Annotated in this window: 16 protein-coding genes; 8 read left to right on the top strand and 8 right to left on the bottom strand. The window is 72.3% G+C overall.

Annotation, left to right across the window (positions count from 1 at the left end; genetic code table 11):
- Positions 1-59 precede the first annotated feature (59 nt).
- Both HNQ79_RS10350 and HNQ79_RS10345 read left to right on the top strand, forming a co-directional pair.
- Positions 60-1,481 carry an alanine/glycine:cation symporter family protein gene (locus HNQ79_RS10350; RefSeq protein ID WP_185029314.1) on the top strand — a complete coding sequence of 474 codons (1,422 nt, stop codon included), beginning with the start codon at positions 60-62 and terminating at the stop codon, positions 1,479-1,481.
- A gap of 122 nt (positions 1,482-1,603) precedes the next feature.
- A complete protein-coding gene (locus HNQ79_RS10345) occupies positions 1,604-2,206 on the top strand; it encodes a Uma2 family endonuclease (RefSeq protein WP_185029313.1) in 603 nt (200 codons plus the stop codon).
- 3 nt (positions 2,207-2,209) lie between these two features.
- Here HNQ79_RS10345 and HNQ79_RS10340 read toward each other — a convergent pair whose 3' ends face one another.
- From HNQ79_RS10340 to HNQ79_RS10330, 3 genes are read right to left on the bottom strand one after another with little or no spacing between them, the layout of a single operon-like run.
- Positions 2,210-3,739: a PTS transporter subunit EIIC gene (locus HNQ79_RS10340; protein ID WP_185029312.1), complete on the bottom strand. Its 1,530-nt coding sequence runs from the start codon at positions 3,737-3,739 to the stop codon at positions 2,210-2,212.
- Positions 3,740-3,780: 41 nt separating this feature from the next.
- Positions 3,781-4,731, bottom strand: a complete 951-nt coding sequence (murQ, locus tag HNQ79_RS10335) for an N-acetylmuramic acid 6-phosphate etherase (RefSeq protein ID WP_185029311.1) — start codon at positions 4,729-4,731, stop codon at positions 3,781-3,783.
- Between the two features lie 11 nt (positions 4,732-4,742).
- Entirely contained in the window at positions 4,743-5,660 is a 918-nt protein-coding gene (locus tag HNQ79_RS10330) for a MurR/RpiR family transcriptional regulator (protein WP_185029585.1), read from the bottom strand.
- 190 nt (positions 5,661-5,850) lie between these two features.
- Here HNQ79_RS10330 and HNQ79_RS10325 point away from each other — a divergent pair, with 190 nt between their 5' ends.
- Positions 5,851-6,204, top strand: a complete 354-nt coding sequence (locus HNQ79_RS10325) for a DUF8819 family protein (RefSeq protein ID WP_185029310.1) — start codon at positions 5,851-5,853, stop codon at positions 6,202-6,204.
- A gap of 28 nt (positions 6,205-6,232) precedes the next feature.
- Entirely contained in the window at positions 6,233-6,505 is a 273-nt protein-coding gene (locus HNQ79_RS10320; RefSeq protein WP_185029309.1) for a DUF4031 domain-containing protein, read from the top strand.
- A gap of 254 nt (positions 6,506-6,759) precedes the next feature.
- Here HNQ79_RS10320 and HNQ79_RS10315 read toward each other — a convergent pair whose 3' ends face one another.
- The gene (locus tag HNQ79_RS10315; RefSeq protein WP_185029308.1) at positions 6,760-7,986 is read right to left on the bottom strand and encodes a Cmx/CmrA family chloramphenicol efflux MFS transporter; all 1,227 of its coding nucleotides are present in this window, start codon (positions 7,984-7,986) and stop codon (positions 6,760-6,762) included.
- Between the two features lie 180 nt (positions 7,987-8,166).
- On the opposite strand from HNQ79_RS10315, the gene HNQ79_RS10310 reads away from it, so the two are divergent.
- Positions 8,167-8,388, top strand: a complete 222-nt coding sequence (locus HNQ79_RS10310) for a hypothetical protein (RefSeq protein ID WP_185029307.1) — start codon at positions 8,167-8,169, stop codon at positions 8,386-8,388.
- A 174-nt stretch (positions 8,389-8,562) separates the two neighbouring features.
- Here the strand turns inward: HNQ79_RS10310 and HNQ79_RS10305 are convergent, their stop codons facing one another.
- On the bottom strand, positions 8,563-9,213 hold the full coding sequence (locus tag HNQ79_RS10305; protein ID WP_185029306.1) for an HD domain-containing protein: 651 nt from the start codon (positions 9,211-9,213) through the stop codon (positions 8,563-8,565).
- A gap of 177 nt (positions 9,214-9,390) precedes the next feature.
- Positions 9,391-11,697: a heavy metal translocating P-type ATPase gene (locus HNQ79_RS10300; protein ID WP_185029304.1), complete on the bottom strand. Its 2,307-nt coding sequence runs from the start codon at positions 11,695-11,697 to the stop codon at positions 9,391-9,393.
- A 383-nt stretch (positions 11,698-12,080) separates the two neighbouring features.
- Between HNQ79_RS10300 and HNQ79_RS10295 the strand changes: the two genes are divergently transcribed.
- Positions 12,081-12,770: a copper homeostasis protein CutC gene (locus tag HNQ79_RS10295; RefSeq protein WP_185029302.1), complete on the top strand. Its 690-nt coding sequence runs from the start codon at positions 12,081-12,083 to the stop codon at positions 12,768-12,770.
- 300 nt (positions 12,771-13,070) lie between these two features.
- On the opposite strand, the gene HNQ79_RS10290 is transcribed toward HNQ79_RS10295, so the two are convergent.
- Positions 13,071-15,224, bottom strand: coding sequence for a HelD family protein (locus HNQ79_RS10290; protein WP_185029300.1), 2,154 nt, complete (start codon positions 15,222-15,224; stop codon positions 13,071-13,073).
- Positions 15,225-15,687: 463 nt separating this feature from the next.
- On the opposite strand from HNQ79_RS10290, the gene HNQ79_RS33635 reads away from it, so the two are divergent.
- Both HNQ79_RS33635 and HNQ79_RS10280 read left to right on the top strand, forming a co-directional pair.
- Positions 15,688-15,939: a hypothetical protein gene (locus tag HNQ79_RS33635; RefSeq protein ID WP_229923524.1), complete on the top strand. Its 252-nt coding sequence runs from the start codon at positions 15,688-15,690 to the stop codon at positions 15,937-15,939.
- Positions 15,940-16,498: 559 nt separating this feature from the next.
- Positions 16,499-17,659: a glycosyltransferase 87 family protein gene (locus HNQ79_RS10280; RefSeq protein WP_185029583.1), complete on the top strand. Its 1,161-nt coding sequence runs from the start codon at positions 16,499-16,501 to the stop codon at positions 17,657-17,659.
- 189 nt (positions 17,660-17,848) lie between these two features.
- Here HNQ79_RS10280 and HNQ79_RS10275 read toward each other — a convergent pair whose 3' ends face one another.
- Positions 17,849-19,507 (bottom strand): DNA repair helicase XPB, encoded by a 1,659-nt coding sequence (locus HNQ79_RS10275; protein ID WP_185029299.1) that lies wholly within the window; start codon positions 19,505-19,507, stop codon positions 17,849-17,851.
- Positions 19,508-19,602 lie beyond the last annotated feature (95 nt).

Raw genomic sequence — 19,602 nt, 5'->3', positions numbered from 1 at the left:
CGGGCATTCAGAAGGTTTCGGTTGGATAAACCCGGCTATTGCTGCGCAAGCTGTGCCCCATGGGAAACCTGGACTCATTCATCATCGACGTCAACGACGTCTTCTGGAGCTATCTGCTCATCCCGCTCGTGATCGGCGCGGGCCTCTATTTCACGTTCCGTTCGAAGGTCGTCCAGCTGCGGATGTTTCCGGAGATGATCCGAGTGCTGGGTGACAAGGCCCTGCCCGACGCACGCGGGCGGAAGTCCGTGTCGTCCTTCGGGGCCTTCACCATCTCGGCGGCGGCCCGGGTCGGTACGGGGAACATCGCGGGCGTAGCGGCAGCCATCACGCTGGGCGGGCCCGGTGCGGTGTTCTGGATGTGGGTGATGGCGACGGTGGGCGCGGCGTCCGCGTTCGTGGAGTCCGCGCTCGCCCAGCTGTACAAGGTCCGGGACTACGACGGCACCTACCGGGGCGGGCCCGCGTACTACATGCAGCGGGGCCTGGGGAAGCGGTGGCTGGGCGTGCTGTTCGCCGTCACCATCACGCTCACCTTCGGGTTCGTCTTCAACGCGGTGCAGGCCAACACGATCGTCTCGGTGGTCGGCGGGTCCTTCGGCGGCGACGCCCCGTGGCGGGAGCCGGTGATCGGCGTGGTGCTGGCGGTCCTGCTCGGCCTGGTGGTCTTCGGCGGCGTACGGCGCATCAGCAGCGTCGCGCAGGTGCTCGTGCCCGTGATGGCCGTGGTGTACCTGTTGCTGGGCGCCGTGGTGGTCGTCCTCAACATCACCGACGTGCCCCGGGTGCTGGCGGACATCGTCGGCGGGGCCCTGGGCTTCCGGGAGGTCGCGGGCGGTGCGATCGGCACGGCGATCCAGCAGGGCATCCGGCGCGGCATGTTCTCCAACGAGGCGGGCCTGGGCTCGGCCCCGAACGCGGGTGCCGCGGCGGAGGTCTCGCACCCCGTCAAGCAGGGCCTCGTGCAGTCGCTGGGCGTCTTCTTCGACACGATCCTGATCTGCACGATGACGGCCTTCATCATCCTGACGACCACCCCCGACCTCGGAGGCGCCCGCCAGGGCGCCGACCTCACGCAGACCGCCCTGACGTCGTCGCTGGGCGACTGGGCCGGGCACGTGCTGACGGTGGTCGTCTTCATGCTGGCGTTCAGCTCGATGATGGGGAACTACTACTACGGGCAGTCCAACATCGAGTTCATCACCGGTGACGACAAGAAGTGGGTGCTGCCCGCCTACCGGGTGCTGGTGCTGGTGACCGTGTTCCTGGGCGCACTCGGGTCGGTGTCCATCGTGTGGAACCTGGCCGACGTGTTCATGGGCTTCATGGCGCTGGTGAACATGGCCGCGATCATTCCGCTCTCGGCGATCGCGTTCCGGCTGCTGGAGGACTACCGGGAGCAGCGGCGCATGGGGATCGACCCGGTGTTCACGCGGGACCGGATGCCGGACCTGCGGGAAGTGGAGTGCTGGGAGCGGTAGGCGCGCGTACGGTACGGGCGGGATGTCACCCCTTCGTGGGATGCTGGCGGAAGAGGCAGACACCCGCCCGTTCGTCGTCCTAGTGTTGCGCCGTCCTCGGGCCAGGAGAGAAGGGAACCGCGATGACCGCTGCGATGGCTGAGCACGATCAGCCGCTGACCGCCCGGCCGTGGGCCTACCTGCTGGAAACCTGGCGCGGACTGGATGTGCCCGAGGGCTGGCGCGCCGAGATCGACGAAGGACGGATCGTCCTGGTACCGCCGCCGCACCCGCATCACAACGCCATCGCCGATGAACTTCAGGAGTTCCTCTACGGGGCGAAACCCGCCGCCACGGGCATCTACCAGACGCTCGGTATCCTGATCGCGCCCCTCGACAAGCTGTACGTGCCCGACCTCGTGGTGATGCCCAAGCGCTTCGTGGTGGACGCCGACCCGGCGGTGGCCGACCCGCTGGACGCCGCCGAGGCGCTCCTCGTCGTGGAGATCACCTCCAAGGGGAACGCCCGTGAGGACCGGACCAGGAAGCTCTGGGCCTACGCGCACGCGCCCGTCCCCGCCTATCTCCTGATCGACCGGTTCGACGAGCACGGGCCGACCAGCACCCTGTTCACGGAGCCGCAGAACGGCGCGTACAAGCACGCGGACAGGGTGCCGTTCGGTGAGACGGTGGTGCTGCCCGAGCCGTTCGGCGGGCAGCTGGACACCGCACGTTTTCCGCACTGACCCTCAGGCCGCGACCGGCTCCTTTGGCTTCTCGGGGTCGGCCGCCGCTTCCGCCGCCGGAGTGTTCAGCTCCGCCAGCATCGTCTTCGTGAAGCCGAAGTAGTACGTCGCGGCGAAGCCCACCAGGTAGCCGACGAGCAGGCCGCCCGCGTACACGGCGATCGTCGTGCCCAGGCCGTGGTTGCCCTGGAGGAGCGGGAACAGCGCCCAGCCCGACGGGCCGATGGCCGTCGAGCCCACCTTGTCGCCGAGCATCGAGAACAGCCCGACGAACGCCCCGCCGGCCGCGCCACCCGCGCACGCCGTGACGAAGGGCCGGCCGAGGGGGAGCGAGACACCGTAGATGAGCGGCTCGCCGACGCCCAGGATGCCGGCCGGCAGAGCGGACTTGATGGTGTTGCGGATCGAGTGGTTGTGCCGGAGACGGAGGTAGACCGCCGCCGCGCAGCCGACCTGGCCCGCGCCCGCCATCGCCAGGATCGGCAGCAGGACGGTGAAGCCCTGCTGCTCGATGAGGGTGGTGTGGATGGGGATGAGGGCCTGGTGCAGGCCGAGCATGACCAGCGGGAGGAAGAGGCCGCCGAGGACGAGGCCCGCGAAGGCGCCGGTGTGGGTCAGCAGCCAGTCCGCCCCGGTGCCGATGGCGGTGGAGACCTCGCCGGCGACGAACATCAGGCCGAAGATCGTGACCAGTCCGGAGAGAAGCACGGTGAGCGTGGGGGTGACCAGCACGTCGAGCGACTCGGGAACCCACTTCCGGCACCACTTCTCGACGTGCACGGCGAGGACGGCCGCGGCCAGGGCGCCCAGGACCCCGCCCTGGCCGGGGGAGAGCGTGTTGCCGAACGCGTCGATCTTCGCGACGCCCGGGAAGACGATGATCGCGGCCACCGCCCCGCCCAGGCTCGGCGTACCGCCGAACTCCTTCGCCGTGTTGAAGCCGACGAAGACGGCGATCAGCGCCATGAAGCCGGAGGCGATGGCGGCGAGCGCCGGGGTGACGGCGGGCAGCCACCCCAGGTTGATCAGCAGCCCGTTGAGGCCCGCGATGATGCCGCAGCCGATGAGGGCGGGGATCAGCGGGACGAAGATGTTCGCGATACGGCGCAGGAACAGCTTGAACGGGGTGGCGTTCTTCGCCTTCCGTGCGGCCTTCAGTGCCGCCCCCTGGGACGCCAACTCCGCGGCGGTGAGCGCGTGGTCGGGGCTCGGCGCGGGCACCGGCGCGGCACTCTCCCCGTTCTCTCCAGGGCCGGGCGCGGAGGTGTCCGTGCGTTCCTCCGCCACCAGCGCCTCGAACTCGGGGGTGACCCGGGCGACCGTACCGGGTCCCAGCACGATCTGGTATGTGTCGTCCTCGACGACGCCCATCACGGACGGCAGCGCCTTGAGCGCCTCGTCGTCGACGAGCGCACGGTCGCGCAGGCCCAGCCGGAGCCGGGTCATGCAGTGGACGACCGAGGTGACGTTGTCCGCGCCGCCGACGAGCGGAAGGATCGCGGCGGCGGTGGCGCGGTTCTTGGGGTCAGCCATGGTGGAGTGCCTTGCTGTGCGGGTGGCGTTGAACAGGGGGTCTAGCGGGAGGAGGCGGCGTCCGCGGCGGAACGCAGTGCCGCGCGGAGGTGACCGTGCGCGTCGTCGAGCAGGGTCGTCGCGGTGGCGCTGTCGACGCCGCCGAGGATGATCAGGATGGCGCTCTTCACCTCCCCGCCGGCGGCGGTGAGCGCGGCCTCGATCTCGGCGTCGTCGGCTCCGGTGGCGAGGGAGACGATGCGGCGCGAGCGGGCGCGCAGTTTCTCGTTGGACGCGCGGACGTCGACCATCAGGTTTCCGTACGTCTTGCCGAGCCGGATCATGACGAGCGTCGAGATCATGTTGAGGACGAGTTTCTGCGCCGTTCCGGACTTCAGCCGGGTGGAGCCGGTGAGGAGTTCGGGGCCGACGACGACCTCGATGCCGTGCTCGGCGGCTGCCGCGAGGGCGCTGTCCGCGTTGCAGGACAGCCCGACGGTGAGGGCTCCTGCCGTACGGGCGTGCTCGACGGCGCCGATGGCGTACGGGGTGCGGCCGGACGCGGAGACGCCGACGACGCTGTCCTCCGCGGTCAGCTTCAGCCCGTCGAGGTCCGCGGCCGCCAGCTCCTTGCTGTCCTCGGCCCCCTCCACCGCCTTGACCATGGCGGACGGGCCCCCGGCGATCAGTCCGACGACCTCGCTGGGGTCGGTGTTGAAGGTGGGCGGGCATTCGGAGGCGTCGAGCACGCCGAGCCGTCCCGCCGTACCGGCACCGGCGTAGATCAGCCTGCCACCCCTCGCCATCCGTTCGGCGATGGAGTCGATCGCGGCGGCGATCTGCGGGAGCTGCGCGGCCACGGCCGCCGGAACGGTCGCGTCCTCGCCGTTCATCAGGGCGGCCAGCTCGGCCGTGGACAACCGGTCGATCTCGGCGAGTTCGGGGCGGAACGCCTCGGTGGTGAGGGTCTCCAGCTGGGCGCGGAGTTCGCCGTAGGGCGCGGTACTGGTCATGGCGGGGTTCCTTACCGGGCGGTGCGGGGGTCGTGGCGGTGGGCGAGTGCCTCGTATGAGGCGGCCAGCGCGGGGCCCGCCGTGTCGTACGTGCGCTGGGCGACGCCCACGAACAGGCAGTCCACAACCAGGAGTTGGCTCGTACGGCTGGACATCGCGGCGGGCCGCAGTTCGCTCTCGCGGGCGGTGGAGGTGGTGAGGACGAGGTCGGCGTACTGGGTGACGGGGCTCTTGGGCCGGCCGGTGACCGCGATCGTCGTCGCGCCGTGCTCGAAGGCGACGCGGAGGGGCTCGATGGCGTCGGCGGTCGACCCGGAGTGCGTGACGGCGACGGCCACGTCCCCGGCCCGGAGCTGGACGGCGTTGGTGACGGCGAGGTGAGGGTCGGTGTGCGAGTGCGCGATCAGGCCGATGCGCAGGAGCTTCTGCGCGAGGTCGGCGCCGACCAGGGACGACGCGCCGACCCCGTAGACGTCGATGCGGCGGGCGGCGGCCAGGGCGGCGACGGCCGCACCGAGCTGGACGGTGTCCAGGCCGGCCGCGGTGTCGGCGAGGGTCTGCTGCTCGTCCTGGGCGAGCTTCGCCACGACGTCCGCGATCGGATCGTCCACGGCTATGTCGGCGGTGACGGCGGGCGCGCGTCCCGACTGCTGGTGGGCGGCGAGCCCGGCCAGAGCGAGACGGAGGTCCCGGTACCCCGGATACCCGAGGAGCCGGGAGGTCCGGACCACGGTCGCCTCACTGGTGCCGGTCAGCTCGGCCAGCCCCGTGACGGTGAGCGCGGCACAGCCCGCCGGGTCGCCCGCGACGGTCTCCGCGACACGCTGCATCGAGCGGGTCATGGAGGGGGCGAGGGTACGGACCTTCGCGGCGAGGGCGGCAGGGGCGGGGGCGGCCGTGGCGGCGGCTGGGGTCGGGGCGGGGTGCACGTCCGGGACGGCCGGAACCGTGGACGGGGACGAGCTTGTGTCCGAGCCCGTGGAACTTTCCTTCAATGAATCGCTCACCACTGAAAGATATTTTCAGTCCGGGGGTGAGTCAATGGGGCGGAGGTCCCGGGGCGGCCGAGGGCTTCGGTCCGCCGTGCTCGGCCGTGCTTGGCCGCGCGACAATGGCCTCATGGACACCCTCGAACAGGCTCTGCACTCCGCCCGCGCCCAGGTCATGGCCGACCTGACCGCCCGCGACGTCGCGGACCCCGGCATCGTGTCGATCGTCGAGGACGCGGTCGTGCACCGGCGCTGGTGGGTCGAGCAGTGGCCCGAGGGCGCCTCGTACGTGGCGGGCCTCGTCGCCCAGGACGTACAGGACGCCCTCCTGGAGAAGTACGGCCGCTGGCCGCTGTGCTCCGTCTGCCACGACGGCGACCCGCACGCCCTCCAAGTCGAACCCGAACTCGGCCCCGACCCGCACTGGGTCTGCACGAAGGCCGTCGTCGCCGTGTCCCCGGTCGGAAAGCTGCCGCCCGCATGACGACCCGGCCCGGAAGGCGCACGCCCGCATGACCCTCTACATCGACCCGCCGACCTGGCCCGGCCACGGCCGCCTCTGGTCGCATCTGGTCAGCGACGTCTCGTACGACGAACTGCACGCCTTCGCCGCTCGCATCGGCTGCCCGCCGCGCGCCTTCGAGCGCGACCACTACGACGTTCCCCAGGCGCGGTACGCCGACGCGGTCGCGGCGGGTGCGGTGGAGATCGGCAGCAAGGAACTGGTCCGCCGGATCACGGCGGCGGGCCTGCGCCGCCGCAAGCACGGCTACACGGGCGGGTGAGGCTCGCGCGTGGCGCGGGCGTGCGTGACGGGGGGTGCGCGTGGCCCACGCGGAGTGGATCGGGGCGAATGTCACGGCGAAGGGCGCGACAGCCCTGACCGCTCGGGGGCGGGGGACGCGACGCAGACGGCACCGGGGGCGGCAGCCCGCCAATTCTCCGGTCTGCCGCCGGACGCTCCGGTGCGGGCGGCGCAGCGGGGCGGCTCCACCCGTCCTGCGGCAGGTGGAGCCGCCCGCGGCCCGTCCCGACGCCTTCACTTCCGTACGGCGCCGGCCTCCTGTGCCGCCGTGGCTCCCGTCGCGACCACCCGCGACTGAGGGGCCGTGCCCCGGCCCGCGCCGCGTTGCCACCGCAGTGCCACCAGTACGCATCCCACCGCGACCACGGTCATACTCGCGCCCGCCCACGCGGTGGCGGAGAAGCCCCAGCCGGCGTCGATGACCGTGCCGCCGAGCCCCGGGCCACCGGTGTTGCCGATGTTGAAGGCGGCGGTCGTCGTCGCCCCCGCCAGCGTCGGGGCGGCGCCCGCCACGTTGAACATCCGTGCGTTCAGCGCCGGCGCCGTGAAGAACGCGGAGAAGCCGAGGGCGAAGGAGAGCGCGACCGCGACCGCCGCCGTACCGCCGAACAGGGCCAGCGCCACCAGCAGCACCGTCGACGCACTGATCCCGCCGATCAGGACGCCGAACGGCCGCGCGTCCGCGACCATGCCGCCCACCGTCGTACCGACCAGCGCCCCGAACCCGAACAGCCCCAGCACCCACGGCACCCACGACGAGTCCAGCCCGGCGACGTCGGTCAGCAGCGGGGACAGGTAGCTGAACGCGCAGAAGACACCACCGGCGGCCAGTGCCGTGATCGCGACGCTGATCAGCACCTGCCGGTCCCGGTAGATACCCAGCTCGCGCCGCAGCTGCGGCTTCTCCTCGGGCAGCGGGATACGGGGGATCAGGGTCACGACACCGACCAGTGCGACCGCGGAGGCCGCACCCACGGCCCAGAACGCCGAACGCCACCCCAGGCTCTCGCCGAGGAACGCTCCGGCCGGGACCCCGAGCACGTTCGCGATGCTCAGCCCGCCGATCATCACCGCCATCGCCCGTGCCCGGGACGTCACCGGCACCATCGCGATGGCGACCGCCGCCCCCACCGCCCAGAACCCCGCACACGCGAACGCGCTCACGACGCGCGACGCGAAGAGCAACTCGTACGAGGGTGCGAGCGCCCCCGCCACCTGTCCCAGCCCGAACACGGTGATCAGCGCGATCAGCGTCGTCCGTCGCGGCAGCCGCAGCGTCGCCACCGCGAGCAGCGGAGCGCCCACCACCATGCCGACCGCGAAGGCGGATATCAGCAGCCCCGCCTGCGGAATGGACACGTCCATGTCGCGTGCGATCGGCGGCAGCAGCCCCGACAGCATGAATTCGCTCGTGCCGAGGGCGAAGACGGCGAGACCGAGCATGTAGACGGCAAGGGGCATGCGGGCGCGGTCGCGCGGCGGGCGCGTGGGGCGCGCGTGATCGGAGGGGGGCATAACAGCGTTCAACAAGCCGTCCGACCCGGCCATTCCCGCGCCCGCCGCCCACCGAATTCGTCCACTTGAGAATGCTTTCAACTCCGCCGATGCATAAGCACCATACGAACGGTAGAGGTATGGATCATGACTACTGCACAGCCCGCCATTCCCGCCGCCGAAGAAACGATCCGCGCCCTCCGCGAGGCGCTCGCCTCGGCCGGCCTGAACCTCCCCTCCCTCACCCTCGACCCCGCCTCCTGCGCCCGCGACGTCCCCGCCCCGCTCATCGACCTCGGCCGCTGCGACGTGGAGACGGCGGGACGGCTGGCGGAGATGGTGGCGACTTTCGTACGGCACCGGCGGTAGCGGGGGCCGCGCACGGGGGGCGGACGGGGCGCCGGGGAGAGTGCCTGGGCTGCGGGGAGGGGCCCGCGGTGCGGGGCCGGGGCGGCTCCGGTGGGGGCCGGTGCTGCCGAGGGCCGAGTGCTGCCGAGGGCCGGGTGGGGAGGCCGGTGGGCGCACCGCCCCCGTCGCGGCGGTTCACGGGGAGAGCAGCATCAGCTCCGTGGAGAGGTTGTGGCGGGCCGCGTCCTCCCAGTGCCTGGTTCCGTACGGCGTACGGAACAGGCGGGGCAACGCGAGGAGTTGGGTGAGGACGGCGGCGCGGCCCTGCCGGAAGTCGGGGTCCGGCACGAAGGCGTACTCGGTGCGCACCGCGGAGGCGTAGGCGGCGTACGCCTCCGGGGGCGCGGCGAGGACCGCCAGGTCCGCGTCGCAGAGAGCCTCACCGTTGGTGTCGTCGGGGTCCGGGTCGTGGGTGGTGGTGAGCCGGACCAGGCGGGCGACCTCGGCGGTGGCGGCGGGGGAGAGGCCCAGCTCGGGAAGGGCGCGCTCGGCGAGGCGGGCGGAGCGGTCCTCGTTGGTGTCGCGCTCCGGGTGGTACACGGCGTCGTGGAACCAGGCGCCGAGACGCACCAGCTCCGGGTCGGCGGCGTGGCCGGCGAGGGTGTCGAGGTGGCCGAGGACGGCGGAGAGGTGGGCGACGGTGTGGTAGTGCCGCTGGGGCTCCGACCAGCGAGCGAGGAGATGGGCGGCGTACGGGGCGGGGTCCGCGGTGTGTCCGTGGCGGACCGCCGTCACGGTTTCGGCCCACCGGCGGTGCAGGTCCTCCGCGTCGTGCGTGTTCGTCATGCCCACAGTGTGCCGGGAGGGCGCCGTGCGGTCGCTCTGCGGCAGGGGGGCGGCGAGGCGCGGGGCGGGCCGACGTCCGGTCTCCGCTCCGGAGCGGCGGGCACGGGCAGGGGGCGGCCCCCCGGGCCGAGGGAGGGGGCCGGGAGGCCACCCCGTGCAGTGGCCGTCCGGGAGCGGTCAGGCCGCTTTGAAGCCCCGCAGACGGAGGCTGTTGCCGACCACGAAGACCGACGAGAAGGCCATGGCCGCGCCCGCGATCATCGGGTTGAGGAGGCCCAGTGCGGCGAGCGGGAGTGCGGCGACGTTGTAGGCGAACGCCCAGAACAGGTTCGACTTGATCGTGCGGAGGGTGCGGCGGGAGAGGCGGATCGCGTCCGCCGCGGCCCGCAGGTCGCCCCGTACGAGCGTCAGATCGCCCGCCTCGATCGCCGCGTCCGTGCCCGTCCCCAGCGCCAGGCCCAGGTCGGCCTGGGCGAGGGCGGCGGCGTCGTTGACGCCGTCGCCGACCATGGCCACCGAGCGCCCTTCGGATTGCAGTGACTTGACGGTTGCCACCTTGTCCTCGGGCATGACGTCGGCGATCACCTCCTCGATGCCGACCTCGGCGGCGACCGCCTCCGCGACCGCCCTGTTGTCGCCGGTCAGCAGGATCGGGGTGAGGCCGAGGGCCTTGAGCCGGGTGACCGCTTCGGCGCTGGTGTCCTTCACCGCGTCGGCGACCGTGAGGACCGCGCGGGCCTCGCCGTCCCAGGCGACGGCGATGGCGGTACGGCCGGCGGCCTCGGCGTCCGCCTTGGCGCGTTCCAGGGCGGCGGGGAGGGGAATCGACCAGTCGGCGAGAAGGCGCGTACGGCCGACGAGGACCGCGTGGCCGTCGACGACGCCCTGGACGCCGAGCCCGGGGACGTTGGCGAAGTCCTCGGGGGTGGGGAGGGGGCCGGTGCGCTCGACGGCGCCGACCGCGACCGCCCGCGCGATCGGGTGCTCGGACGCGTTCTCCAACGCACCTGCCAGGCGCAGTACGTCGGTCTCGGTGGCGTTGTCCGCGAGGTGCACATCGAGGAGGGTCATGCGGCCGGTAGTGACGGTACCGGTCTTGTCGAGGACGATCGTGTCGACCTTCCGGGTGGTCTCCAGGACCTCGGGTCCCTTGATCAGGATGCCGAGCTGCGCGCCGCGCCCCGTGCCGACCATGAGGGCGGTCGGGGTGGCGAGGCCCAGGGCGCAGGGGCAGGCGATGATCAGGACGGCCACCGCGGCGGTGAAGGAGGCGGTCGCGCCCGCCCCGCTGCCGAGCCAGAAGCCGAGGGTGCCCAGTGCCAGGGCGATGACGACCGGTACGAAGACCGCGGAGATCCTGTCGGCGAGGCGCTGGGCGGCGGCCTTGCCGTTCTGCGCGTCCTCCACGAGGCGCGCCATCCGCGCCAGCTGGGTGTCCGAGCCGACCCGGGTGGCGTCGACGACGAGCCGGCCGCCCGCGTTGAGGGTGGCGCCGGTGACGCTGTCGCCCACGCCGACCTCGACGGGCACGGATTCCCCGGTCAGCATCGACGCGTCGACGGCCGAGGTGCCCTCGACGACCGTGCCGTCCGTGGCGATCTTCTCGCCGGGGCGGACCAGGAAGCGGTCCCCTGCCTTCAACTGGGCCGTCGGTACGGTGACTTCGGTGCCGTCGCGCAGGACGGTGACGTTCTTCGCACCGAGCTGGAGGAGCGCCTTGAGGGCCGCGCCCGCCTTGCGCTTCGAGCGGGCCTCGAAGTAGCGGCCGGCCAGGATGAAGGCGGTCACCCCGGCAGCCGCCTCCAGGTAGATGTTCCCGGCGCCGTCGCTCCGGGAGATCTTCAGCTCGAAGGGGTGCGTCATGCCGGGCATGCCCGCCGTGCCGAGGAAGAGGGCCCACAGCGACCAGAGGAACGCGGCCGAGGTGCCGACCGAGATCAACGTGTCCATCGTCGCCGCGCCGTGCCGGGCATTGGTGAACGCGGCGCGGTGGAAGGGCCAGGCGGCGTACGTCACCACGGGCGCGGTGAGGGTGAGCGCCAGCCACTGCCAGTACGGGAACTGGAGCGCCGGGACCATCGACATCGCGATCACGGGGACGGCGAGGACGGTGGCGGTGACCAGGCGCTGGCGGAGGGAGACGAGCGCGGGGTCGGGTTCTTCGGGGGCCGTCCCCTCGCTGTCGCCCGTCGTACCGGATTCGGGCGGGCGTTCCTGGGGGGTGGGCTGCCGCGCGGTGTAGCCGGTCTTCTCCACGGTGGCGATCAGGTCGCCGACCTGGGTGTTCTCGCCGTCGTACGCGATCTTCGCCTTCTCGGTGGCGTAGTTGACCGTCGCCTGGACGCCGTCCATCCGGTTGAGCTTCTTCTCGATGCGGGCGGCGCAGGAGGCGCAGGTCATGCCGCCGATGGCGAGTTCGACGAGGGCGGGGGACGCGGGTGCGGCTGCCGGGGACGGCTTGGGTGCCGGTGTCTGGACGGTCATGACGACTCTCCTGGGACGCGAGATGTGGTGTCCGTGCTGTTGTTGGTGCCGGGTGTGCGGTACGTGCCGGTGGTGCGGTGCTGATCACCCCACGCTGATCACGCGGTGCTGATCACGCGGTGCTGATCACGCGGTGCTGATCTCTCGGCGCCTATTACCCCCTGGGGGTATAATTGGCTTGGTTCCTGTATACCCCCCTCCCCCATGCGGGGCAAGTGGAGTTTTTGTACTCCCCGGGGGTATGCGGGACAGTGGGCGGTGAACGGGAAACGCGTGCACGGAAGGTGCGCGGGCCGAGCGGGGCCTCTAGTCTGGGGATTGGACTAGACCTATGTCTGTTCGTGGCCGTGTCGACTGGTGATGGCGAAGGAAGCGGAAACCCCATGAGTGAGCGTGCAGTCCTGGAGGTGATCGCCCTCAGTGCCGAGGACGCGGTCGCGGCGCAGGCCGGAGGGGCCGACCGGCTCGAACTGGTCACGGACATGGCTGCGGACGGACTCACCCCGCCCCGCGAGACCTTCGCCGCGATCCGTGCCGCCGTGGACATTCCGCTGCGCGTGATGCTGCGGGCCACCGACGGATTCGCGGCCGGTGACGTGAACGCGCTGGCCGAGAGCGCGCGCGGGCTGCGCGCGGAGGGCGCCGAGGAGTTCGTCCTCGGATTCCTCGACGCGGACGGCAACGCGGACCTGGTCGCGGTGGAACGGCTCGTCGCGGAGCTGGCGGGGTGCCGGTGGACGTTCCACCGGGCGATCGACAGGGCGGACGACCGGGACGCGGTGCGCAAGCAACTGGCGGACCTCCCGGGACTCGACACCTACCTGACGGCGGGGTCGGCGCAGGGCGTCGACGCGGGCCTTCCGACGCTGCTGGCGGAGGCCGGCCGGGCGGGTGAGCCCGGATACGGGGCGCAGATCCTGGTGGGCGGCGGACTGCGACTGGACCATCTGCCGCAGCTGCGGGCCGGGGGGATCAACGCGTTCCACATCGGCGGCGCGGCCCGGCCGGGCGGCTGGGCGGAGCCGGTGTCGGCGGCGGCCGTGCGGGAGTGGCGGCGGGTGCTGGACGCCTGAGGTGGCACGCGGCCCGGGACGGGGGCCCTGCCTCCTGCCAGGAGCCGTTGACCGGAGGGCCGGGGAGGGGGGCGACGGACGCCCGGGTCGCGTGCCGTGCCCAGGGCGCCCCACGCGGGTACGTCCCGCGCGGGACGCGCCACCCCGCGCGGGACGCGCCCAGGCCCACCCCACGGCCCCGTGCGGGTACGGCTCGCGCACGGGACGCGCCCAGGCCCACCCCGCGCGGGCACTGCCGGCGCGGGGTCCAGGCGTCTCGCCGGCCGTCCTGCCGCCCCTGGGCCGCTTCCGGTCGGCCCGTCAGTCCCTCAGTGCCTCCGGCAGGGGGAGTGCGTGTCGTACGGTCAGGCCCGACACCGCTCGGGTCAGGGCCACGTACAGCCGGCGCAGGCCCGTCCGTTCGTCCGGTTCGGCGCCGACTACGGCCGCCGGCTCGTCGAGGACCACGTAGTCGTATTCGAGGCCCTTGGCGAGGGAGGCCGGTACGAGGGTCAGGCGGGACGCCGCGGTGGTCTCCTCACCGGGGGAGAGCCAGGAGTGACCGGCCGCCTCCAGTGCCTTCGCCAGGGCCGGGATGCGGGTGTCGGCGGCGATCAGGCCGATCGAGCCCTCGTGAGTGAGGGCCTCCTCGCAGGCGGCCACCACTGCCGTGTCCAGGTCCGCCTCGCCCGGCACGAGTTGGACCGACATCGCGCCGGGACTCTCGCGTACGGAGGAGACCGGCGTGAGGCCCGGGGACATGAGGGGGAGGAGCCGTGACGCGTACGCGATGACGTCGCGCGGGACCCGGAAACCGGCCGTGAGTTCCTCGACGACCGCGTCCGGCTTGCCGAGGTGGGCGAGCGCCTCGGCCCAACTCCCCGTCGCCCACGGTGTGGTGCCCTGTGCGAGGTCCCCGAGGATCGTCGCCGACCCGGTCGAGCACCGGCGCCCCACCGCCCGGTACTGCATGGGGGACAGGTCCTGCGCCTCGTCGAGCACGACGTGGCCGAGCGAGTGCGTGCGCTCCACCAGGTCGCGGGCCTCGTCGATGAGTACGGCGTCGGCCGCCGACCACTTCGCGGACTTCGGGGAGCGGGCGGGCCTGGGGTGCAGGAGAGTGCGCTGCTCGTCGTCGGTGAGAACGCCGTCCGCGTGCTCGGCGAGGAACCCGGCGTCGGAGATCAGGCGCAGGACCAGTTTCGCCGGGTCGACCGGCGGCCAGATCGCCTTGACCGCCTGCTTCACGGCCGGATCGCGGGCGACCGTGTCCTGCACGCGGTCGTCGGGGGCCTCGCCCGCCTCCTCCATCCGCACGAGGATCTGGTGGGCGATGCGGCGCGGCAGGGCGTCGCGGGCCGCACCGTAACGAATGTCGCGGGCCAGCAACTCGCCCACGATCCCCTCCAGTTCGTACGTGGGGACCCGCCAGCGACGCGAGCCGCGCACGACGACCACCGGCTCGGTCGGCATCGTCACGTGTGCGCGGATCGCGCGTCGCAGCACCTCGGCCATCCGGGCGTCGCCCTTGATCACTGAGGTCGCGGCGGGTTCGTCGGTGGCGCGGATCTCGATGCCCGCGCCTGCCCCGCTGGTGACGAGGTCGTCCACGGTCGCCTGCTTCACTTCCAACTCGCCCAGGGCGGGCAGGACTTGCTCGATGTAGTGCAGGAAGGACCTGTTCGGGCCGATGACGAGGGTGCCGGTGCGGGCGAGGCGCTCGCGGTGCGCGTAGAGGAGGTAGGCGACCCGGTGCAGGCCGACGGCGGTCTTTCCGGTGCCGGGGCCGCCCTGCACGCAGACCGAGCCGGAGAGCCCCGACCGTACGATCTCGTCCTGCTCCGGCTGGATCGTCGCGACGATGTCCCGCATCGGGCCGACGCGGGGACGCTCGATCTCCGCCTGGAGGAGCTTGCTGGTCCGCTCGGTCTCGGTGGCGTCGGTGAGGTGCTCGTCCTCGTACGCGGTGAGCTCGCCGCCCGTGTAGCCGAAGCGGCGGCGCAGCCCGACGTCCTGCGGGTTCTTCCGGGAGGCGCGGTAGAAGGGCTGCGAGACGGGGGCGCGCCAGTCGATGACCATGGGGTCGCCGTGGGCGTCGTGCACGTGCCGACGGCCGATGTAGAAGCTCTCCCCCGCGGAACCCTCGGCGAGATCGGCGCCGACCGTGTGCAGGTAGTCGAGGCGGCCGAAGAAGAGGGGGGTGTGGGAGAGGTCGGCGAGGGCCTTGATGCGGTCGTCGATCTGGGCGGTGAGGACTGCGGCGTTGACCCAGTTCGCGGTGACGTCCCTGATGTCGAGGTTCTCGACGTCCTCCCGCATGGCGCGGAGTGCGGAACGGGAGGCGGCGAGATGGGCGCGTTCGCGGGCGAGGGGGTCGTCGGCGAGGAGGCTGGTGCTGGTGCTGCCGGGCGTGGGGGTGGTGGCAGTGGTGCTGGGCGGGGTGCTGGGGTCACTGTCGGGAACGTGCGCGGGCACGGCTTTGCCTCCGGCTTGGGTACGCGGGCCGGGCGGCCGGGTTCCTTGCGGCGGCCGGGTCCTGCGCGCGGGGCGAGGACCGGGGCGGCCGGGTGTGCGGCACGGCTCGGCGGGGATCACGTCTGGATGATCACGCGGGCTGATCACGACTTGGCTGCCGCCCGGTTTCCGTCCGGGCGGCGCGCTCCACGGAAGGGAGGCGGGCAGACGGGCGAGTGTAGCGGCGGGGAGGGGCGGTGGCGAACGGCTTTCTCCCCGCGGCGGGGTAGGGGCCCAGGCAGCGGGAGCGCGCGGGGTGGGGGCAACCCGTCAGACTCCGGGGTGAGTTCGAGGGGCGGAGTCAGCCTGGGGGTGGAGGCGGAGACGGGGGAGGTTCACCCCCGGGTTCGATGTGCGGAGGAGGGGCGGCGGACACCATGGAGGTATGAGTACAGCGACGTTCACCCCAGGTGCAGCAACAGGAATGGCAGGAGCCCGACCGACGGGCCACGGACAGTCCGGTGCCACCGCGGTCTCGGACAAACCGCACCGCGCGGTCCGCGCGCTGCGCGCCGTCCGGATCTTCGTGGGCGCGGCGGTCGGCGTGGTCCTGCTCGGCGACTACGCGGAGGACTGGAAGGCCGAGAACCGGAACGCGGGCGACCGCACGGGCGAGGACTGGCGGTACGAGCGCGACGCGTGGGCGGACGGCCGCAGGACCCCCACGGAGCGCTGAACACCGCGCGGCACGCGCCCGCGGGAACCGGGCCGGGTACGCCCCGACGTGAATCGGACCGAGTACGTGCCCCCAGGACCGGACCGAGTGCGTGCGTGCGCCATGACGGAACCGGACCCAGCGCACGCACGCATACGCGCAACCCGGCCCCTGTACGTGCGCGCGCCTGCCGTAGGCGGCCTCCGCACGGCGCCGCGCGGGTCCATGCGTCCGGCGCCTGCACGTGCGCGAGCCTGTCGCAGCCGACCCCTGTACGGCACGCGCGGGCCCATGCGTCCGGCGCCTGCACGCGCGCGCACCTTCGGTCACCAGCCCCCCTGCACGGCGCCGCGCGGCCATCGTCCCGCTCCCGCGTGTGGCGCGAAGCAGAGCGGGCGTGGCCCGGTCGGGCCCCGTGCCTCATAGGGTTGCCGTCGTGACGACAGACCGGACCGAGAACGCCCGCGCCGTTGACCGACCCGAGGAAGCCAGTCCCCGGGCCGCGCGCACCACGGGTGCGAGCCCCGGGGCCGGCGGCAGCCGCCCCGCCCGCCCCCGCGCCCTCCTGGGCGCCCGCGTACTGCTCCTGCTGTCCGTGGCCGCGCTCACGGCCCTCTTCCTCGTGACCCGTATCCCGCTGGGCGACACCCTCGTCTACCGGGCCGAAGGACAGGCCGTCGTCGACGGGACGAGCCTGTACGACTTCGTGACGACGGAGTGGAAGCTGCCCGCCACCTATCCGCCGTTCGCCGCGATCCTCTTCGTGCCGACGACCTGGGTGCCGGTCGTGGCCATGAAGGTCTGCTTCTTCGTCGGGAACCTCATCCTCCTCGCCGTCCTCGTGCGGCTGTCGTGGCGGTTCGCCAAGCTGCCGCAGCGGCCCGAGCTTGTCCTGGTGGCGACGGCCGCCGCGATCTGGCTGGAGCCGGTCTTCCAGACGTTCGTGTTCGGCCAGATCAACCTGGCGCTGGCATGCCTGGTGCTGTGGGACCTGAACCGGCCCAAGGGCGCCCTGGGCAAGGGCATCGGGCTCGGCGTCGCCGCCGGGATCAAGCTCACCCCGGCGATCTTCATCGTGTACCTGCTGATCACCGGCCGGGTGCGGAACGGGCTGACGGCGCTCGCCTCCTTCGTCGCCACCGTCCTGCTCGGCATCCTCGTACTGCCGTCCGCGAGTCTCGACTTCTGGACCCGGCGCATGTTCGAGACCGAGCGGGTCGGCAAGGTGTGGATCGTCGACAACCAGTCCCTGCAGGGGATGATCGCGCGGGCGATGAACTCGATGGAGCCGGGGCTCGTGTGGTTCGGCTGCGCGGCGGTCGTCGGTCTGGCCGGGCTGTGGCTGGCCCGCAGGGCGGTCCGCGCCGGGCTGGAGGAGTGGGGCATCGTGACCGTCGCGCTCACGATGCTCCTGGTCTCGCCGATCAGCTGGTCGCACCACTGGGTGTGGTGCGTACCGCTGCTCGCCCTGCTGTGCGGTGAACGCCGCTACCGTGCGGCCGCCGCCCTCGCGGCTCTCTTCACCTGCCGCAGCTTCTGGGCGTTGCCGCACCACGGGGACCTGGACGTGCAGTTGCCGTGGTGGCAGCAGCCGGGCCTCTCGCCGTACGCGATGGCGTCGCTCGGGCTGCTGGGGTGGCTGGCGTGGCGGCTGCGCGGCGGCCGGCCGCAGGGGCGGACGGTGTACGGGGCCATGCCGGAGCCGAGGAAGTCCGCGTCGGAGGCACGCTCGGCGAAGTGAGGGAGGGGGCGGGCCTGCGACGTTCGGCGTCGCCCCGGCGCGGCTGCCTGCCCCGCGTCGCTGCGCACTCGGCTCAGGTCGCTGCGGATCCGCCCCTGCTCCCCACGGATCCGCCCCTGCTCGACGGGTGCCCGTCGCCGGGTGCCGTGTGGGCGCCCGTCGCATCGGACGAGCGCCCGGAGACGCTGGTCAGGCCGGTTGCTGGCCGTCCCCCGCCAGCAGGTCGTCCGCGTCCACGATCCGGTACGCATAGCCCTGCTCGGCCAGGAACCGCTGCCGGTGGGCGGCGAAGTCCTGGTCGATGGTGTCGCGGGCGACCACCGAGTAGAACCGCGCCTCGTGCCCGTCCGCCTTCGGCCGCAGGACGCGGCCCAGCCGCTGCGCCTCCTCCTGCCGCGACCCGAACGTGCCGGACACCTGGATCGCCACCGTCGCCTCGGGCAGGTCGATCGAGAAGTTGGCGACCTTCGAGACGACGAGGACGTTCAGCTCGCCCGTGCGGAACGCGTCGAAGAGCTTCTCGCGCTGCGAGTTCGGCGTCTCGCCCTTGATGACGGGCGCGTTCAGGTGCTCGCCCAGCTCGTCGAGCTGGTCGATGTACTGGCCGATGACCAGGGTCTGCTCGCCCTTGTGTTTGGCGACCAGCGCCTCCGTCACCTTCCGCTTCGTCGCCGTCGTGGCGCAGAAGCGGTACTTCTCCTCCGCCTCTGCGGTCGCGTACGCGAGCCGCTCGGAGTCGGTGAGGTTGACCCGTACCTCCACACAGTCCGCGGGGGCGATGTAGCCCTGCGCCTCGATCTCCTTCCACGGCGCGTCGAAACGCTTCGGCCCGATCAGCGAGAAGACGTCCGACTCCCGGCCGTCCTCGCGTACGAGAGTCGCGGTGAGGCCCAGCCGCCGCCGCGCCTGGAGGTCGGCGGTGAACTTGAAGACGGGAGCGGGCAGCAGATGCACCTCGTCGTAGATCACCAGACCCCAGTCGCGCGAGTCGAACAGCTCCAGATGCGGGTAGACGCCCTTCCGCCGGGTCGTCAGCACCTGGTACGTGGCGATGGTGACCGGCCGGATCTCCTTCTTCGTCCCGCTGTACTCGCCGATCTCGTCCTCGGTCAGCGAGGTGCGCTTCACCAGCTCGTGCTTCCACTGGCGGGCCGAGACCGTATTGGTCACAAGGATCAGCGTCGTGGCCTTCGCCTCCGCCATCGCACCCGCGCCGACCAGCGTCTTCCCGGCACCGCAGGGAAGGACGACGACACCGGACCCGCCGTGCCAGAAGCCCTCCACGGCCTGCTTCTGGTACGGGCGCAGCGCCCAGCCGTCCTCGGCCAGTTCGATCGGGTGCGCCTCGCCGTCGACGTAACCGGCGAGGTCCTCGGCCGGCCAGCCCAGCTTCAGCAGCGTCTGCTTGATCTGCCCGCGCTCGGAGGGGTGCACGGCGACCGTGTCCGGGTCGATCCGTACCCCGACCAGCGGCTGGACCTTCTTCGAGCGGAGGATCTCCTCCAGGACCGGCCGGTCGGTGGAGGTGAGGACCAGACCGTGCACCGGGTGCTTGGAGAGGGTGAGGCGGCCGTAGCGCGCCATCGTCTCCGCGACGTCCACGAGCAGGGCGTGCGGCACCGGGTAGCGGGAGAACTCGACGAGCGCGTTCACCACCTGCTCGGCGTCGTGCCCGGCGGCCCGCGCGTTCCACAGGCCCAGCGGGGTCAGCCGGTAGGTGTGGATGTGCTCCGGCGCGCGCTCCAGCTCCGCGAACGGGGCGATGGCACGACGGCAGGCGCCCGCCTGGTCGTGATCGACCTCCAGGAGGAGCGTCTTGTCGCTTTGGACGATGAGGGGACCATTCAACGCCGTGAGTCCTTCCGCGCGCGGTCAAACCTCCAGTGTGCCGTACGTGCGCAAGCGCGCCCGGTGTGAGCCGGGCCGGCGGTGGGTGCATGCGG

Origin of the sequence: Streptomyces candidus (assembly GCF_014207445.1) — a bacterium.
GTDB classification, from domain to species: Bacteria; Actinomycetota; Actinomycetes; order Streptomycetales; family Streptomycetaceae; genus Streptomyces; species Streptomyces candidus.
This window is presented reverse-complemented; position numbering and strand designations above follow the sequence as displayed.

What these genes read in the sequence shown, in the direction of transcription:
- HNQ79_RS10350 (WP_185029314.1), top strand. Translation starts at nt 60, where the DNA reads ATGGGAAACCTGGACTCATTCATCATCGACGTCAACGACGTCTTCTGG.
- HNQ79_RS10345 (WP_185029313.1), top strand. Translation starts at nt 1,604, where the DNA reads ATGACCGCTGCGATGGCTGAGCACGATCAGCCGCTGACCGCCCGGCCG.
- HNQ79_RS10340 (WP_185029312.1), bottom strand. Translation starts at nt 3,739, where the DNA reads ATGGCTGACCCCAAGAACCGCGCCACCGCCGCCGCGATCCTTCCGCTC.
- murQ (WP_185029311.1), bottom strand. Translation starts at nt 4,731, where the DNA reads ATGACCAGTACCGCGCCCTACGGCGAACTCCGCGCCCAGCTGGAGACC.
- HNQ79_RS10325 (WP_185029310.1), top strand. Translation starts at nt 5,851, where the DNA reads ATGGACACCCTCGAACAGGCTCTGCACTCCGCCCGCGCCCAGGTCATG.
- HNQ79_RS10320 (WP_185029309.1), top strand. Translation starts at nt 6,233, where the DNA reads ATGACCCTCTACATCGACCCGCCGACCTGGCCCGGCCACGGCCGCCTC.
- HNQ79_RS10315 (WP_185029308.1), bottom strand. Translation starts at nt 7,986, where the DNA reads ATGCCCCTTGCCGTCTACATGCTCGGTCTCGCCGTCTTCGCCCTCGGC.
- HNQ79_RS10310 (WP_185029307.1), top strand. Translation starts at nt 8,167, where the DNA reads ATGACTACTGCACAGCCCGCCATTCCCGCCGCCGAAGAAACGATCCGC.
- HNQ79_RS10305 (WP_185029306.1), bottom strand. Translation starts at nt 9,213, where the DNA reads ATGACGAACACGCACGACGCGGAGGACCTGCACCGCCGGTGGGCCGAA.
- HNQ79_RS10300 (WP_185029304.1), bottom strand. Translation starts at nt 11,697, where the DNA reads ATGACCGTCCAGACACCGGCACCCAAGCCGTCCCCGGCAGCCGCACCC.
- HNQ79_RS10295 (WP_185029302.1), top strand. Translation starts at nt 12,081, where the DNA reads ATGAGTGAGCGTGCAGTCCTGGAGGTGATCGCCCTCAGTGCCGAGGAC.
- HNQ79_RS33635 (WP_229923524.1), top strand. Translation starts at nt 15,688, where the DNA reads ATGGCAGGAGCCCGACCGACGGGCCACGGACAGTCCGGTGCCACCGCG.